The 15,440-nt window shown below is 63.9% G+C and carries 17 protein-coding genes; 4 read left to right on the forward strand and 13 right to left on the reverse strand.

Features of this window, described 5'->3' with window-relative positions:
• Positions 1–45: 45 nt before the first annotated feature.
• From ACB031_RS05615 to nqrE, 4 genes are all read left to right on the forward strand, one after another.
• A complete protein-coding gene (locus tag ACB031_RS05615) occupies positions 46–1,227 on the forward strand; it encodes a MerR family transcriptional regulator (RefSeq protein ID WP_371139176.1) in 1,182 nt (393 codons plus the stop codon).
• Positions 1,228–1,267: 40 nt separating this feature from the next.
• The gene (locus ACB031_RS05620; protein ID WP_017788440.1) at positions 1,268–1,771 is read left to right on the forward strand and encodes a GNAT family N-acetyltransferase; all 504 of its coding nucleotides are present in this window, start codon (positions 1,268–1,270) and stop codon (positions 1,769–1,771) included.
• 318 nt (positions 1,772–2,089) lie between these two features.
• Positions 2,090–2,383 (forward strand): hypothetical protein, encoded by a 294-nt coding sequence (locus ACB031_RS05625; RefSeq protein WP_082033526.1) that lies wholly within the window; start codon positions 2,090–2,092, stop codon positions 2,381–2,383.
• Positions 2,384–2,543: 160 nt separating this feature from the next.
• The gene (gene nqrE / locus ACB031_RS05630) at positions 2,544–3,143 is read left to right on the forward strand and encodes an NADH:ubiquinone reductase (Na(+)-transporting) subunit E (protein WP_371139177.1); all 600 of its coding nucleotides are present in this window, start codon (positions 2,544–2,546) and stop codon (positions 3,141–3,143) included.
• Between the two features lie 48 nt (positions 3,144–3,191).
• Here the strand turns inward: nqrE and ACB031_RS05635 are convergent, their stop codons facing one another.
• The 13 genes from ACB031_RS05635 to holA form a co-directional block, all read right to left on the reverse strand.
• Positions 3,192–3,761: an RBBP9/YdeN family alpha/beta hydrolase gene (locus ACB031_RS05635; protein WP_371139178.1), complete on the reverse strand. Its 570-nt coding sequence runs from the start codon at positions 3,759–3,761 to the stop codon at positions 3,192–3,194.
• A 160-nt stretch (positions 3,762–3,921) separates the two neighbouring features.
• Positions 3,922–4,887, reverse strand: coding sequence for a lipoyl synthase (gene lipA, locus ACB031_RS05640; protein ID WP_005298218.1), 966 nt, complete (start codon positions 4,885–4,887; stop codon positions 3,922–3,924).
• Complete coding sequence (gene lipB / locus ACB031_RS05645; protein ID WP_010633147.1) at positions 4,884–5,576, reverse strand: lipoyl(octanoyl) transferase LipB; 693 nt, start codon at positions 5,574–5,576, stop codon at positions 4,884–4,886. Before lipB ends, lipA begins: the two co-directional genes overlap by 4 nt.
• 95 nt (positions 5,577–5,671) lie before the next feature.
• Positions 5,672–5,935, reverse strand: coding sequence for a DUF493 family protein YbeD (gene ybeD, locus ACB031_RS05650; protein ID WP_005298227.1), 264 nt, complete (start codon positions 5,933–5,935; stop codon positions 5,672–5,674).
• Positions 5,936–6,229: 294 nt separating this feature from the next.
• Positions 6,230–7,426 carry a D-alanyl-D-alanine carboxypeptidase family protein gene (locus ACB031_RS05655; RefSeq protein ID WP_005298230.1) on the reverse strand — a complete coding sequence of 399 codons (1,197 nt, stop codon included), beginning with the start codon at positions 7,424–7,426 and terminating at the stop codon, positions 6,230–6,232.
• A 194-nt stretch (positions 7,427–7,620) separates the two neighbouring features.
• On the reverse strand, positions 7,621–8,577 hold the full coding sequence (locus tag ACB031_RS05660; RefSeq protein ID WP_371139179.1) for a septal ring lytic transglycosylase RlpA family protein: 957 nt from the start codon (positions 8,575–8,577) through the stop codon (positions 7,621–7,623).
• Positions 8,519–9,517, reverse strand: coding sequence for a lytic murein transglycosylase B (gene mltB / locus ACB031_RS05665; RefSeq protein WP_139753233.1), 999 nt, complete (start codon positions 9,515–9,517; stop codon positions 8,519–8,521). The genes ACB031_RS05660 and mltB overlap by 59 nt, the downstream gene beginning before the upstream one ends.
• The gene (rodA, locus tag ACB031_RS05670; protein WP_005298235.1) at positions 9,517–10,620 is read right to left on the reverse strand and encodes a rod shape-determining protein RodA; all 1,104 of its coding nucleotides are present in this window, start codon (positions 10,618–10,620) and stop codon (positions 9,517–9,519) included. The genes mltB and rodA overlap by 1 nt, the downstream gene beginning before the upstream one ends.
• On the reverse strand, positions 10,613–12,529 hold the full coding sequence (gene mrdA, locus ACB031_RS05675) for a penicillin-binding protein 2 (protein ID WP_017765125.1): 1,917 nt from the start codon (positions 12,527–12,529) through the stop codon (positions 10,613–10,615). The genes rodA and mrdA overlap by 8 nt, the downstream gene beginning before the upstream one ends.
• A gap of 156 nt (positions 12,530–12,685) precedes the next feature.
• Positions 12,686–13,153, reverse strand: coding sequence for a 23S rRNA (pseudouridine(1915)-N(3))-methyltransferase RlmH (gene rlmH, locus ACB031_RS05680; RefSeq protein ID WP_005298242.1), 468 nt, complete (start codon positions 13,151–13,153; stop codon positions 12,686–12,688).
• A 22-nt stretch (positions 13,154–13,175) separates the two neighbouring features.
• Positions 13,176–13,517 carry a ribosome silencing factor gene (gene rsfS, locus ACB031_RS05685; protein ID WP_005298244.1) on the reverse strand — a complete coding sequence of 114 codons (342 nt, stop codon included), beginning with the start codon at positions 13,515–13,517 and terminating at the stop codon, positions 13,176–13,178.
• 184 nt (positions 13,518–13,701) lie between these two features.
• Positions 13,702–14,346: a nicotinate-nucleotide adenylyltransferase gene (nadD, locus tag ACB031_RS05690; protein ID WP_139753246.1), complete on the reverse strand. Its 645-nt coding sequence runs from the start codon at positions 14,344–14,346 to the stop codon at positions 13,702–13,704.
• A 41-nt stretch (positions 14,347–14,387) separates the two neighbouring features.
• Complete coding sequence (holA, locus tag ACB031_RS05695; RefSeq protein WP_324039633.1) at positions 14,388–15,419, reverse strand: DNA polymerase III subunit delta; 1,032 nt, start codon at positions 15,417–15,419, stop codon at positions 14,388–14,390.
• Positions 15,420–15,440 lie beyond the last annotated feature (21 nt).

Consider the following 15,440-nt stretch of genomic DNA (forward strand, 5'->3'; position numbering starts at 1 on the left):
AAGCTTCCCTTCATCGGGTCACGGACCCCACTGCGAGTCGCTGTCATGAAAATATCCGAACTGGCCAGGCGCTGCGGCCTGGCCCGCTCCACCCTGCTCTATTACGAGAAGCTGGGGGTGATTGCGGGAACGAGGGCCGCCAACGGCTATCGCCACTACGACGATGAAGATCTGCAGCGGCTGCGGATGGTGCAGGCCCTGCAGGCCGGCGGGCTCAGCCTCAAGCAGTGCCTCGCCTGTCTGGCGGGCGAGCTTGATCAGACAACGCTGGCAGCCCGGGTCAGGGAGCTGGATGAAGAGCTGGCGCGGATGCAACGCGCCAGGGATCTGCTGGCGGATCTCGCCGGTTTGCGTGCGCACTCCGGCGACGAGTTCAAGGCCTGGCAGCGGCAACTGCAGCATCAAGCCCCGCAGGCCTACTTTGCCTGGGTGATGAAGCAGGGATTCAGTGAAAAAGAGCGTTATCACCTGCAGTGGCTGAGCAAAGACATGAATGAACACGAGCGCTATATCCGCGATTTCAAGCTGCTGCTGGACGACATGAGCTATTGGGGGCCGGGCGATAGCCTCTTCACCCAGCAGCAGTTTGCCGCGCTGCCCATGGCGCCTCGCCGGATCCTCGACATGGGCTGCGGGCGGGGCGCCGCAACAATGGCGCTGGCACAGGTGACGGACGCCGCCATCGTGGCCATTGATCTGGACGAGGAGGCGCTGGCCGCCGTGGTCAGATCGGCCAGCGCGGCTGGCTTTGAGCAGGTCACCACCCTGTGCGCCAACATGGCGGCGCTGCCGGTGGATCTGGCCCCCGCCGACCTTATCTGGGCCGAAGGGAGCGCCTACACCATAGGGGTGGCCAATGCGCTCAAAGCCTGGCGGGCGCACCTTGCCGGCCCTGATGCCTGCATCGTGCTGAGCGATCTGGTGTGGCTGACGGACACGCCGCCAGAGGAGGCGCTGGCGTTCTGGCAACGGGATTATCCCGCCATGCAGACCCTGGTTGGCCTGCTCAAGGCGGTGCAGGAGGCGGGGTATCGCTGCCTGTGGCACACCGAGTTGCCGCAAAGGGCCTGGCACAACTATCTGGATCCCATCGAGCGCAATCTGGCGCGCCATCGCGCCGAGCTGGGGGATAGCCCAGCCTGGCAGGATCTGAGCCGGGAAGTGGCCATCCACCGCCAATACCTGGGCTGCTACGGCTATGTGATCTGCTGCCTGCAGGCAGTCTGATCAGAACATTCATTGAAAGAGAGCAAACGGAGAAACCCTTATGAACATCCTCATTCGACCCGAAACGGGCGCCGATCACGACGCCATTGAAGCGGTGACCGTGGCCGCATTCCTGAAGGCCCCCCATACCGATCACAACGAGCAGCTGATCGTGCGCGCATTGCGCCAGGCCGGGGCACTCAGTCTGTCGCTGGTGGCGGAGCAGGAGGGGCGAGTGGTCGGCCACCTCTGCTTCTCGCCGGTGACCATCAGCGATGGCAGCCCGCACTGGTATGGCCTTGGCCCCATTTCCGTCTCCCCCGAGCTGCACGGCAAGGGACTGGGTTCACGGCTGATGGAGGCAGGTCTGGCCGAGCTCAAGGGGATGGGGGCGGCCGGCTGCGTGGTGCTGGGGGATCCCGGCTTCTACGGTCGTTTCGGCTTCGTGTCCGAGCCGGGGTTGACGCTGCCCGGCGTGCCGGCCGAGTACTTCATGGCCCGCTCGTTCGGCGCTGCCATGCCCAGTGGTGAAGTGCGCTACCATCAGGCCTTTGAGCAGGGGTGAGTCCTCACCATGAGAGCAGGCGTCATGGCGCTTGCTCTCATGGTGGTTTTTAATTGCTGGATTTTTTGATAATCAGGGTTTTTAGCATCGATTAAAGCTGATTTACCATATGGTAAATTCAATAAATCTAGGAATTGTGATAAATTCGCCCCTCTTGTTCCTCTTTGTTTGAACCGGATGCATCCCTTGCTGCCCCCTGGCCGACTGTCGACCTGGTCGATGGCCCTCGCCATCGCCTGCCTTCTCTGGCTTGCCGCCTCTGCCGCGGCAGGGGTCGTTGCAACCCCGGGGCCGGCAACGGGAGGGCAGGAGGGCTCGATGCAGCTGCACGAGCCGGCCCAGCGGGGGCTGCTCGACAGTGCCAGCCTGCCGCCAGCCTCCCAGTGGCGCCTCGGCTTCGAGCAGGGGCGGCGACTGGAAGGGGCCGCTCATGCCGAGCTCTACCAGATGCTGCTGGCCTGGTTCCAGCACGAGATCCTCGGCCTGCTCTGTGGCCTGCTGTTCTTCCTGCCCCTCATCTACCTCAGGCAGTTGGCCGACCACTTCGGCTATCTGCATCGGCGGCTGCGATGCTGCCACCATCTGCAATTTCGGTTCTGCCACAGCGACTAGAGGCCGGCTGCACGCCACGCGCCCGTTCGATCCGATCCTGATCCCTGCCACAGAGTACTGCCTGTGGGCCAGGCTCCGATCCGGCGCCTCTTGCACCGCCTTCGTGCCCGCTTGCGCGCAGGGAGGCGGCTCCCGTTCGTACCCGTTGTGAGCCGACCCGATGGACTATTACGTAAACCTCTTCATTCAATCGATCTTTGTCGAAAACCTGGCGCTGGCCTTCTTCCTTGGCATGTGCACCTTCCTGGCCGTTTCCAAGAACATCAACACCGCCTTCGGCCTTGGCCTGACGGTGCTGGTGGTCATGGTGATCGCCATTCCTCTCAACAACCTGATCTACTGCCATATCCTGCGCCCGGAGAGCACCTTTCTCGGCGAGTTTGATCTGAGCTTTCTCGATTTCATCGTCTACATCGGGGTGCTGGCGGCGCTGGTGCAGGTGATGGAGATGGTGCTGGACAAGCACTTTCCGGCGCTGCATCACGCGCTCGGCATCTATCTGCCGCTGCTGACGGTGCACTGTGCCATCTTCGGCGGGGTGATGTTCATGGCGCAGCGGGACTACGACTTCATCGAATCCGTGGTGTATGGAGCGGGCTCAGGCCTGGGCTGGCTGCTGGCCATCGTCGCCATCGCCGGCCTGCGCCAGAAGATGAAGTATGCGGATGTGCCTGAGGGGTTGAGGGGGATTGGCATCACCTTCATCGTGGCCGGGCTGATGTCGCTCGGCTTCATGTCCTTCTCCGGCATGTCGTTCTAGCCGGGTCGAAAACAACAACGGCCACCCTGGTGGCCGTTGTTGTCTGCCTCAACCCTCCGCCAGCATGGCGAGCAGCCGGTCACGCACCAGCGGCAGGGTCAGAAAGCCGTCCCGGTCGAGGAAGTGGCCACCATGTTCCAGGCTGTAGAGCGGCGCAGCCAGCCGCTCGCTAAGGTGCTGGCTGTAGGGATAGGGCACGATGGCATCATTCCGGGAGGCGACCACCACCCGGCGGGGGGCCAGCGCCATGATGCGGGCCGGGTCATAGTCCGGGGTCATGAAGGGATCCAGCTCCGGCAGGGTGTGCAGCGGCTGATCGAAACCGGAGACCAGCAGGATCCCCCCCACCTGGCTGCCGGCGGGCAGCCGGTCGAGCTGGCGCAGTATGGTGATGCAGCCGAGGCTGTGACCGAGCAGGAAGGTGCGTTCGTCGTGATCCCGCACCAGGCTGTCCATGGCCGCGTCCCAGGCGGCGGGCTTTGGGTGGTGGGGGTCAGGCATGGCCAGCACCTCGACCCGGACATCCCGGGCCTCGAGTTCGGCCTTGAGCCAGGGAAACCAGTGAGCGTCGGGGGAGGCGGTATAACCGTGCACGATGAAGAGGCGGGTTTGAGACATGGCATATCCTGGGCGGTTGACGATAACGGCGCCACATCATAACAGCGACCAAGGCCCCTCGACATGCCCGTTTCGGGGGCGCCAACCAGCAGGATGTGCTTTGCGATTTGCATAAAAAAGAGCGCCATAAGGCGCTCTTTTGCTGTCGGTGGGCAGAGGCTTATTTGACCTCTTCCCCCTTGGCTTGCAGATCCGCGTGGTAGGAGGATCGCACGAAGGGGCCGCAGGCGGCGTGGCTGAAGCCGAGCTCCATGGCCACATCTTTGAGCTCATCGAACTCTGCGGGCGGCACGTAGCGCTTCACCGGCAGGTGGTGGCGGCTCGGCTGCAGGTACTGACCCAGGGTCAGCATGTTGACGCCGTGCTCGCGCAGGTCCTTGAGCACCTGGACTATCTCTTCATTGGTTTCGCCCAGCCCCATCATGACGCCGGATTTGGTCGGCACATGGGGGTGCATCTCCTTGATGCGGCGCAGCAGCTCCAGCGACCACTTGTAGTCGGCACCCGGGCGGGCGACCCGGTACATGCGCGGGGCGGTTTCCAGGTTGTGGTTGAAGACGTCAGGCGGGGTCTCGCGGAACACCTCGAGGGCCTGCTCCATCCGGCCGCGGAAGTCCGGGGTCAGGATCTCGATGCGGGTCTGCGGGCTGTGCTCGCGGATCTGCTTGATGCAGTCGGCGAAGTGCTGGGCACCGCCGTCGCGCAGGTCGTCGCGGTCCACCGAGGTGATCACCACGTATTTCAGCCCCATCTCCTTGATGGTCAGTGCCAGCTTCTTCGGCTCTTCCGGGTCGAGTGCCAGCGGGCGGCCGTGGGCCACGTCGCAGAAGGGGCAACGACGGGTGCAGATGGCGCCCATGATCATGAAGGTGGCGGTGCCGTGGTTGAAGCACTCCGCCAGGTTGGGGCAGGAGGCTTCCTCACACACCGAGTGCAGCTTGTTCTTGCGCAGGGTGCTCTTGATGTGCTCGATCTTCTGGCTCGACGGTGGCAGCTTGATCCGCATCCAGTCAGGCTTGCGCAGCACTTCCTCGTTGGGATCCGGCATGAATTTCACCGGGATCAGGGCCATCTTGTCGCCATCGCGCAGCTTGACGCCCGGCTCCATACGAACGGGTTTGCTCATGATTCACTCTCGGTGTTTGTTATTGTTTGATAACCAATCAGGCGGGCCAGTTCGGCCACCAGGATGGATTGCGCCTCGGCCACGCTCTGCGGGCCGCCCAGGGCGCTGGTCTGGGTCATGGCCATGCCCGCATAGCCGCACGGGTTGATGCGCAGGAAGGGGGTCATGTCCATGTTGATGTTGAGGGCCAGCCCGTGGAACGAGCACCCCTTGCGAATGCGCAGGCCAAGGGAGGCCAGTTTGGCCTCCATGCCGAGCTCGTTTTTCACGTAGACCCCGGGGGCATCGGCCTTGGCATAGGCGCTGATGTCGCTGTTGGCCAGGGTATTGATGATGGCGGTCTCCAGGCAGGTCACCAGCTCGCGTACAGTCAGCTTGCTGCGGCGCACGTCCACCAGCACGTAGAGCACCAGCTGGCCCGGGCCGTGATAGGTCACCTGGCCGCCGCGATCGCTCTGCACCACCGGGATGTCGCCGGGGGCGAGCAGGTGTTCGGCCTTGCCGGCCTGCCCCTGGGTGTAGACGGGGTCATGCTCCACCACCCAGAACTCGTCCGGGGTGTCGGGGGTGCGACTGTCGGTGAAGGCCTTCATGGCATCCCATACCGGCTGGTAGGGACGACGGCCCAGCTGTCTCACCAGCAGCTGGCTGGTGGACTGTGATGACTCGGCGGGAGTTTGGGGTGACATCTTTCCTCACTGACAGGCGCTTGGGTCGGCCGGCACGGCGCTGGTCGCCGGCGGCAAATAATCAGTCGCCCCGGTGGCGGGGCGAAAGAGGCGACTTACAGGACGTAGCGAACCAGTTCTATGTTGCCGAGGGCGGTATACATGGCTTCGATATGTTCCTTGCTCTGGGCAGTCACAGTGACCCGGACCGAGTGATAGTTGCCCTTGGAGCTGGGCTGGACGGTCGGGCTGTAGGTGCCGGGGGCGTGCTGCTGCAGCACTTCCACCACCATGTCCGGCAGGGCCGGGTCGGCAACGCCGAGCACCTTGAACGGGAACTTGCAGGGGAACTCCAGCAGTTCATCAAACTTGGTATTCATTTACTCACCTTTTGCGGTCGTCGCGAGACGACTTTCTTGCTTGTGGCTAATGGCCGTTGGCCCCTCGGGGCCGCCATGCCCCCGTCTGAGCGGGGCACTGCTCAAGTGTATATGGGCATTGCCCGGGCCGGGATCAAGGCCGGACCGGCAGACAAGGGATGGAGGTGCTGCTTTTTACCACAAATCGTCAGTCGGCGGAACCTGCAGTTTACAGGGTTATTGACTGGCCCGACCCCAAAAAGACAGCAGCGGCGCCTGTTGGCGCCGCTGTTTGGTCGGGATCCTGCGTGCGGATTACTTGAACCAGCTGGAAACCAGCATCACCAGGTAGTCCCACAGACGGCTCATCAGGCCACCCTCTTGCACCTCTTCCAGGGCGACCAGCGGTACCTGCTTGATCTCCTTGTCCCCTTGCTTGAGGAACACGGTACCGACCCGCTGACCCTTGGCCAGCGGTGCCTTCAGCTCGCTTTCGAGCTGGAAGTCTGCCTTGAGGTTGTTGCCCTGGCCACGGGTGACCAGCACGGAGACGTCCTTGTCGACGCCCAGTTTCACTTCCGGCTTGTCGCCCATCCAGATCTTCTGGGTCACCAGCTCGGTGCCCGCCTTGTACGGGGTCAGGCTCTGGAAGAAGCGGAAACCATAGGTGAGCAGCTTCTTGCTCTCGGCGGCGCGGGAGGCTTCGCTGCTGGCGCCCAGTACCACGGCGATCAGGCGCATGCCTTCGTTGTTGGTGGCGGAGGAGACCAGGTTGTAGCCGACCTGGCTGACGTGGCCGGTCTTGATGCCGTCAACCTGCAGGGACTGGTCCCACAGCAGGCGGTTGCGGTTGTGCTGGGTGATGCCGTTGAACACGAAGGATTTCTGGGCGTAGATCTTGTACTCCTCCGGCAGGTCGCGGATCAGGGCCTGTCCCAGGCGCGCCATGTCGTGAGCGGTACTGTAGTGACCTTCGGCATCCAGACCGTGCGGGTTCATGAAGTGGCTGTCGTTCATGCCGAGCTTGGCGGCCCAGCTGTTCATCAGGCTGGCGAAGGAGTCGGTGCTGCCCGCCAGGAATTCGGCCATGGCGACGCAGGCGTCGTTGCCGGACTGGATGATGATGCCCTTGTTCAGGTCATCGACGGAGACCTGTTTGCCCACCTCGATGAACATCTTGGAGGAGTCGGAGTAGTTCTTGGACCAGGCGTTCTGGCTGATGGTCACCATGTCGGTGCGCTTGATGTTCCCCTTCAGCAGCTCCTGGCCGATGATGTAGGAGGTCATCATCTTGGTCAGACTGGCGGGCGGCAGACGCTCTTCGGCGTTCTGCTCGGCCAGTACCTGACCGGAGTAGTAGTCGATCAGGATGTGGGCCTTGGCGGAGATCTCCGGCGCGGCCGGAACCACCACGGGGTTGGCGTTCGGCGTCGGGGTCGGTACAGGCGTGTTGGCCTGGGCGGTGGCGCTTATCAGGGAGGCCAGAATAACTGAACGGGCAAATTTGGACATCTTGAAATTCCTGGTGCCTGGTTGGGGTAACCCAAGTTAAAAATGCGGGCTTCACTATACCAGAAGCGACCGTCGGTCAAAGCCCGACGTGCCATCTGGTCTGGTTTTTTCTCCGTCCGTTGCCGCCATCACGCCGGGAAACGACGTGATGGCGGGCCACAGAGGGCGGTTCGGTCAGCTTGAGCCTGAGACGCTCAGGGGACGATGAAGGCTTGCTCCAGCCCCCCCTGGCGCACTTTCTCCAGGGTGGCGGCCTGCTGGTCGGCAGGCACGGGGCCGATCAGCACCCGGAAGATGGCACCATGGGCGTCCACCCGATAGGGCAGGCCGTGACGCTGGGTCATCACCTTGCCCATCGCCTCCGCCCGTGCCTGCGAGCCGCTGGCCAGCACCTGGATCATCTTGCCCTCGCCGCTGCTGGCGGGCGCCGCCGTCTTGGCCGCTGCCGGTTTGGCGGGTTTGGTGACCGGCGCCTTGACGGGGGCCGGCTCTTCTGCCGTCGGCGTGGCCATGGCCAGCTCGGTGGGCTGGTCGACGAAGCCGTCCTGAGCGACGGGGGCCGGGGTGGTCGGCGTCATCTCGATGGGCTTCATGGGGGCCATGAGTACCATCTGATCCGGGGTGTCGTTGATGAGCTCGAGCCGCACCCGCGCCTCGCCCCCTTCCACCATCCCCAGCTGCGTGGCGGCGGCATGGGAGAGGTCGATCAGCCGATCGCTGCCGAAGGGGCCGCGATCGTTGACCCGTACTATGGTCTCCTGCCCGTTGTCCAGGTTGGTGACCCGCACATAGCTTGGCAGCGGCAGGTTGCGGTGGGCGGCGCTGAACAGCTTGCTGTCCTGCACGTCGCCGTTGGCGGTCTTCTGGCCGTCCAGATCCTGGGAGAGCCAGCTGGCGGTCCCCTCTTCGCTGTAGTGCTTGATGTCGCGCCACACCTCGTTCTTCTGCTTGCCAATCCAGTAGTCACGGTTGCCGCTGGCGCTCAGGGGCTCGGGGCGCGGGATGGCACCGGTGGCCAGCGGGATCTCGATGACCTGGGGTTTTTCCGGCTGGACCGGTTCGGGAGGCGGAGGAAGCTGCTCCGGCTGGCTGCTACAGGCGGCCAGCAACAAGGTCAGGCTGAGCGGGAGAAGTTTGTGGCTGTAATGCATACGCGTCCTGGATTGCTTGACTGAGTTGATGCACCGCCATCGCATAGAGCGGGCTGCGGTTATAGCGGGTGATCACGTAAAAATTGTGGCGCGCGACCCAGTATTCCGGTCCATCGGCCTGTTCCAATGCCAGCAGTTTCACCGGCGTGTCGGGTGCCAGCGGGGTGGCGAGTTCAATGCCCGCGGCGGCCAGCTCGGCCCAGGTCTGGGTCAGCTCGGGGGCAGGCCCCAGCAGGGTACCCACTGGCGCCAGTCCGATCAAGGCGGGTTCGACCGCCGACTCCCCCCAGCGCCACTGATGCTCGGCAAAATAGTTGGCCACGCTGCCGATGGCATCCACCGGGTTGGCGAACAGGTCGCGCTTGCCGTCGCCGTCGAAGTCGACCGCATAGTGGCGATAGCTGGAGGGCATGAACTGACCCATCCCCATGGCGCCGGCATAGGAGCCCTTCAGGCGTGTGAGCGGCCACTTCTCTTCCCGGGCAAGCAGTACCAGCTGGGCAAACTCCTTGGCGAAGAAGTCGGCCCGCTCGGGGTAGTGGAAGCCCAGGGTGTAGAGGCTGTCGAGCACCGGATGGCGGCCCATCTGGCGGCCGTAGAAGGTCTCGATGCCGATGATGGCGACGATGAGGGAGGCCGGCACCTGATAGGTCTGCTCGGCCCGCGCCAGGGTGGTGGCGTGGCGTTGCCAGAAGCCGACCCCGTCCCGGATCCGCTCCGGGGTGATGAACAACGGCCGGTAGCGATGCCAGGGTTTGGCCTCCCAGGGGCGGCTGATGGTGTCGAGTACCTCCTGGCGCAGGCTGGCCTGGGCGGTGGCGGCCTGCAACTCGGCCAGCGGCACCTGCTGCTGCTCGGCGAGCCGGGCGAGCCCGGGGGGCTCGACGGCCGCCGTTGCGTTCAGGGCAACGAGCGAGAGCAACACACCAGCCAGTCGCATCAGGCCAGCAACCTTCTATGGGTCTGGATGGACATCAGGATGCCGAAGCCGGCCATCAGGGTCACCATGGAGGTGCCGCCGTAGCTCACCAGCGGCAGGGGCACGCCGACCACGGGCAGGATGCCGCTCACCATCCCCATGTTGACGAACACGTAGACGAAGAAGGTCAGCGTCAGGGCACCGCCCAGCAGGCGTTCGAAGCTGTTCTGGGCCTGCATGGAGATAAACAGGCAGCGGCTGATGATGTAGAGGTAGATCACCAGCAGGAGGGCGACTCCCACCAGGCCGAACTCCTCGCTGAACACCGCGAAGATAAAGTCGGTATGCCGCTCGGGTAAAAATTCCAGCTGGGACTGGGTGCCCTGCAGCCAGCCCTTGCCGAACACGCCGCCGGAGCCGATGGCGATCTTGGACTGGATGATGTGGTAGCCGCGACCGAGCGGATCCTTCTCAGGGTCCAGCAGCATCAGCACCCGCTGGCGCTGGTAGTCGTGCATCAGGAAGAACCAGAGCACCGGCATGAAGGCGCAGATGAGCAGCACCGCGAGGCCGATGAGCCACCAGCTGATCCCCGCCAGGAAAATGACGAAGAAGCCGGAGGCGGCTACCAGGATGGAGGTGCCAAGGTCAGGCTGGGCCGCGATCAGCAGGGTGGGCAGCAGCACCATGATGAGGCTCAGCACCAGGTGGCTGAACTTGGGCGGCAGCGAGTGGCGGCTGAGCCAGGCGGCCACCATGATGGGCATGGAGAGTTTCATCACCTCGGAGGGCTGGAACTTCATGAAGCCGAGGTCCAGCCAGCGCTGGGCCCCCTTGCCGATGTGGCCGAACACGTCCACCGCGATGAGCAGCAGCACCACCACCGCAAACAGGGGCACCGACCAGCGGGCATAGAGAGAAGGTGGCAGCTGGGCCATGCCGATCATCAGGGCGAACGCCAGTCCGCCGCGCACCAGCTGGCGCACGATGGAGTCGACGTCCTGACCGGAGGCGGAGTAGAGCACCACCATGGAGAGGGACATCAGGGTCAGCAGGCCGAGCAGCAGCGGCAAGTCGATGTGCAGCTTGTACCAGATGCTCTGCTGGCGAGCGGAGTTACTCATGAGAGGCAACCTCTTCGGATTGGGGCTTCTTGGCCGGTGCCGGCGGCAGCTGGGGCTCCGGCGGCAGCAGATAGGCATCCAGCATGTTGCGGGCGACGGGCGCCGCCATGGCGCTGCCGCCCCCGGCGTTCTCCAGCACCAGGGCGACCACCGCCTTGGGTGCTTCGAACGGGGCAAACGAGACGAACAGGGCGTTGTCGCGATGCTCCACCTTGGTGGTGGCCGCGTTGTAGACCTGGTTCTCCTTGAGGCCCACCACCTGGGCGGTACCGGACTTGCCTGCCGCCTTGTAGGGGGTGTTGGCAAAGGCGCGCCGACCTGTCCCTTCGTGGCCGTTGATGACCCGCCACATGCCGTCCTTGGCCACCTGCCAGTAGCTGTCGCTCTTGGTCTGGATGGCCATGTTCGGGTTGATGGGGGCGTTGACCACGCCATCGATGGAGGCGGTGCTCTTGAGCAGGTGCGGCGTCACGTCGTGGCCGTTCTGGGTCAGGATGCTGATGGCCTTGGCCAGCTGGATCGGGGTGGCGCTCCAGTAGCCCTGGCCGATGCCGATGGAGATGGTGTCACCCTGATACCAGGGCTGGCGCCAGCGTGCCATCTTCCAGTCGCGGGACGGCATGACCCCCTTGGTCTCTTCGTAGATGTCGACACCGCTGTATTGACCGAAGCCGAACCTGGTCATGTAGCTGTTGATCTTGTCGATGCCGACCCGGTAGGCGAGATCGTAGAAGTAGGTATCCGCCGACACCTCGATGGCGCGATAGACGTCGAGCCAGCCGTGGCCCCAGCGGCGCCAGTCGCGAAACTTCTTGGTGGTGCCCGGGATGGAGAAGCTGGGGCCGCCGAAGTAGCGGTAGTTGGGGGTGATGGCCCCCTCGTTGAGCCCCATCACCGCCATCATGGGCTTGACGGTGGAGGCGGGGGCGTAGATGCCCTGGGTGGTACGGTTCACCAGCGGCCGGGCCGGATCGTTGAGCAGCGCCGAGTAGTTGGCGCTGGAGATGCCGGTCACGAACAGGTTGGGGTCATAGCTCGGGCTCGACTCCATGGCCAGGAGGGCGCCGGTATTGGGATCCATCATCACGATGGCGCCGCGGCGGCCGGCCAGCAGCTGCTGGGCCTTGAGCTGCAGGCGGATGTCGATGTTGAGGTAGATGTCCTTGCCGGGCTCGGGCGGCTGGAATTTCAGGGTGCGCACCACCCGGCCGCGGTTGTTCACCTCGACCTCCTGGTAGCCTGCCACGCCGTGCAGCTGATCCTCGTAGTACTTCTCCACCCCCTGCTTGCCGATATCCTTGGTGGCGGCATAGTTGGCGAGCTTGTCCTCCTTGTCGAGGCGCTCCACGTCGCGGGTGTTGATCTTGGCCACGTAACCCAGCGCATGGGTCAGGGTGTCGCCAAACGGGTAGTAGCGCTTGAGGTAGGCCTCGATGCTGGCACCCGGGTAGTTGTGCTGGTTGACCGAGAAGAGAGCGACCTGATACTCGGTCAGCTTCTCGTACAGGGCGACCGGCTTGAAGCGGCGCTGGCGTTTCACCTCGGCCAGGAACTTCTCCTTGGTCCCCTCCGGCAGCTTCAGCAGGGCGATCAGCTCGTCGGCGGTCTTCTCCAGATCCTTGGTCTCTTCCGGCACGATCTCGAGGCTGTAGACAGGGCGGTTCTCCGCCAGCAGCACGCCGTTGGTGTCATAGATGAGGCCGCGCGGCGGCGCCACCGGCACGACGCGGATGCGGTTGTCGTTGGAACGGGTCTGGTAGGTGTCGTAAGACTCCACTTGCAGGTAGTAGAGATTGCCCAGCAGCACCAGCATCAGCACTATCATGCCAACGTAGGCGACCAGGGTTCGTCGGAAGAAGAGGCGACCCTCGGCGCTGTGGTCGCGCATTTCGATGCGAGTCTTCAGCATGCCGCTACCTTATGACTGTCGAGCAGGTGAGAAACGGGGTGCAGATGTGCATGCTCACGCTCTGTGATTCGGGTTTGAGAGGGGAATGCTTGGATAGTGCATGGCTCACTCTCTGTGATACGGGTATGTGAGGGTGATGCTGGAATAGCGCATGGTTCACTCTCTGTGATACGGATGATTGGTTGTGATGCTCCAGGCGCGATAGAGGCTCTCGGCCACCAGCACCCGCACCAGCGGATGGGGCAGGGTCAGCGGCGACAGCGACCAGCTCTGCTCGGCGGCAGCCTTGCACTCGGGGGAGAGCCCTTCCGGGCCACCCACCAGCAGGGCCACGTCGCGGCCATCGAGCTTCCAGGCTTCCAGTTGCACGGCCAGCTGCTCGGTAGTCCAGGGTTTGCCGGGGATGTCCAGGGTCACGATGCGCGAGCGGCCGGCGGCAGCCAGCATGGCTTCCCCCTCTTTTTGCAGAATGCGGGGAATGTCGGCATTTTTACCACGTTTTCCGGCGCCGATCTCGACAAGTTCGAATGGCATGTCTTTGGGGAAACGGCGGCGATACTCTTCGAAGCCATGCTCTACCCAGGCGGGCATCTTGGTGCCCACCGCAATCAACTGGATTTTCATCGGTCGTTACACTTGTGCTCGTTTATTGCGCATTCACCTGAGCGGTGTTGCTCCAGAGTTTTTCCAGCTGATAGAAATCGCGATGCTCATCCTGCATCACGTGGACGATGACGGAGCCCAGATCCACCAGCACCCACTCGCCGGTGAGCTGGCCTTCCACGCTCAGCAGATCGAGCCCGGCATGGCGAGCTTCGCTGGCCAGATGGTGGGCGATGGCGCTGACGTGACGGCTGGAGTTGCCGGAGCAGATGATCATGGTGTCGGTGATGCTGGATTTGCCGCGCACATCGAGGGTGATGATGTCGCGGCCTTTCATGTCATCGATCTTGTCGACGATAAAGGCATGCAGTTCTTGGCCTTGCAATGAGTCTCTCCTGTATTCCGGCGCGCTTTCACGGCGTGAGGGCGGCGGATTATATCATGGTCACTCCCGTTTCCCAGTCCGGTGAAGGGGAGTGGAACAGGGGCCGTGCCCGCTCGGAAAACGGCCCCCTGTTGATCACTATAGTGCGCGATCCGCGTCGGACAACCACCCCGGCAAACCGGGTTCAGGCCGGTCGATAGAGCCCTTGCTGGCGGATGTACTCCGCCACCGATGGCGGCAGCAGATAGCGGGGATCCGCCCCCGCCGCCAAGCGCTCTCTGAGCCGGGTGGCCGACAGCTCGACGGGCAGGTTGTCCGCCAGCCAGATGCGGCCGTGGCGCCGCCGGTGCAGCTCCGCCACTTCGCGGGTCTGGTGGCGGGCCAGCAGCGCGACCACGTCGGCCGGGTAATCCGGCTGCCAGCCGGGACGGGTGCTCACCACCAGGTGGGCGTAATCGAGCAGCTCCTGCCAGCGGTGCCAGCTCGGCAGGCTCAGCAGGGAGTCCATCCCCATCAGAAAGCAGAGCGGGGTGTCCGGCAGCTCGCCCCTCAGCTCGATGAGGGTGTCGATGGTCCAGGAGGGGGTATCGCGCTTGAGCTCCCGCTCATCCACCACGAAGCCCGGGTTTTCCGCCGCCGCCAGGGCAACCATGGCCAGACGCTGCTCGCTCGAGCAGAAGGGGCTGGCGCGGTGGGGCGGGATATGGTTCGGCAACAGGCGCACTTCGGCCAGACCAATAGCGTCGCGGGCCTCGATGGCCGGGCGCAGATGGCCGATGTGGATGGGATCGAACGTCCCCCCCAGAATGCCGATGGGCGGCTGCAGCATGGGTTCCCCTCCGGTGATGGGCGGGATGTCGACGGGCTGGCTCATGCATCAGATCCCGCCAGCGGCAAGGGGGTGCCATCGCGAAAACCGAGGGCGATGGTCTGCAGCATCAGCCAGGCCTGCTCGGTATCGAAGCGACGCTGGGCGTCGTCGAGGCGGGCCATCAGCTGCCACAACTGCTGCAGCTTGGCGAAGGGGAGCCGGGTCAGCGCCTGCTGAATAAGCTGCTGGCGGCTCTGCCAGATGCGCAGGCGGCTGAAATGCTCCACCAGGGGCTGACCGGCGCGGGCCGCCAGCGCCAGCTCGGTGAGCTGCTCCAGCTCGCGGCACAGGGTCCAGGCCAGCATGCCGGGCTCTGTGCCTTCGGCGCGCAGGGCCAGCAGGATGCGCTGGGCCCGGTTCACCTTCCCTTCCAGCAGGGTGTCGATGAGCTGGAACGGGGTGAAGTGGGCGTGGCGGATGATGGTCTCCTGCAGATAGGCGACGTTGATGGGCTGGGGCGGCGAGAGCAGGGTCAGCTTCTCTATCTCCTGGCTGGCGGCCAGCAGGTTGCCCTCGTAGGAGTGGCACATGAAGTTGACCGCATCCGGCAGCGCCTTGAGGCCGAAGCGCTGGAAGCGGGCGCTCATCCAGCGCGGAAAGAAGCGGGGCTCGGGGTGGTTGACCGGCACATAGGTGCCGCTCTGGCTCAGCTTGTCGAACCAGGCTGCCTTCATCTGGGTCTGGTTGAGACGATTGCCGCTCAGTACCAGCAGCAGGTCGGGGTGCAGCTGCTTGCCGATCTCGCTGATGCGGGCGGCCAACTCCTTGTCGACCTTGGCCGGCAGCTCCAGCTCGATGATCTGGCGGGCCGAGAAGAGGCTCATGGCCTGGCAGGCATCGTAGACCTGATTCCAGTCCAGCCCCTGTTCCACCACGAAGCTGTGGCGCTCATCGAAGCCCTGTTTGCGCGCCACCTGGCGCACGGCATCGATGGCTTCCAGCTTGAGCAAGGGCTCGTCCCCAAAAATGAGATAGCAGGGCTTGAGCCCTGCCTTGAGATGATCCGCAAACTGCTCGGGATAGACTCTCATCAACACACTCTCATCAGGATG

This window comes from Aeromonas sp. S8(2024) (assembly GCF_041403085.1).
GTDB classification, from domain to species: Bacteria; Pseudomonadota; Gammaproteobacteria; order Enterobacterales; family Aeromonadaceae; genus Aeromonas; species Aeromonas dhakensis.

Coding starts and splice junctions, on each gene's coding strand:
- lipB (WP_010633147.1), bottom strand. CDS start 5,576: ATGTCACCCCAAACTCCCGCCGAGTCATCACAGTCCACCAGCCAGCTG.
- ACB031_RS05655 (WP_005298230.1), bottom strand. CDS start 7,426: ATGTCCAAATTTGCCCGTTCAGTTATTCTGGCCTCCCTGATAAGCGCC.
- ACB031_RS05625 (WP_082033526.1), top strand. CDS start 2,090: ATGCAGCTGCACGAGCCGGCCCAGCGGGGGCTGCTCGACAGTGCCAGC.
- ACB031_RS05615 (WP_371139176.1), top strand. CDS start 46: ATGAAAATATCCGAACTGGCCAGGCGCTGCGGCCTGGCCCGCTCCACC.
- mltB (WP_139753233.1), bottom strand. CDS start 9,517: ATGCGACTGGCTGGTGTGTTGCTCTCGCTCGTTGCCCTGAACGCAACG.
- lipA (WP_005298218.1), bottom strand. CDS start 4,887: ATGAGCAAACCCGTTCGTATGGAGCCGGGCGTCAAGCTGCGCGATGGC.
- ACB031_RS05620 (WP_017788440.1), top strand. CDS start 1,268: ATGAACATCCTCATTCGACCCGAAACGGGCGCCGATCACGACGCCATT.
- ybeD (WP_005298227.1), bottom strand. CDS start 5,935: ATGAATACCAAGTTTGATGAACTGCTGGAGTTCCCCTGCAAGTTCCCG.
- rlmH (WP_005298242.1), bottom strand. CDS start 13,153: ATGAAAATCCAGTTGATTGCGGTGGGCACCAAGATGCCCGCCTGGGTA.
- ACB031_RS05635 (WP_371139178.1), bottom strand. CDS start 3,761: ATGTCTCAAACCCGCCTCTTCATCGTGCACGGTTATACCGCCTCCCCC.
- mrdA (WP_017765125.1), bottom strand. CDS start 12,529: ATGCTGAAGACTCGCATCGAAATGCGCGACCACAGCGCCGAGGGTCGC.
- holA (WP_324039633.1), bottom strand. CDS start 15,419: ATGAGAGTCTATCCCGAGCAGTTTGCGGATCATCTCAAGGCAGGGCTC.
- ACB031_RS05660 (WP_371139179.1), bottom strand. CDS start 8,577: ATGCATTACAGCCACAAACTTCTCCCGCTCAGCCTGACCTTGTTGCTG.
- nadD (WP_139753246.1), bottom strand. CDS start 14,346: ATGCTGCAGCCGCCCATCGGCATTCTGGGGGGGACGTTCGATCCCATC.
- rodA (WP_005298235.1), bottom strand. CDS start 10,620: ATGAGTAACTCCGCTCGCCAGCAGAGCATCTGGTACAAGCTGCACATC.
- nqrE (WP_371139177.1), top strand. CDS start 2,544: ATGGACTATTACGTAAACCTCTTCATTCAATCGATCTTTGTCGAAAAC.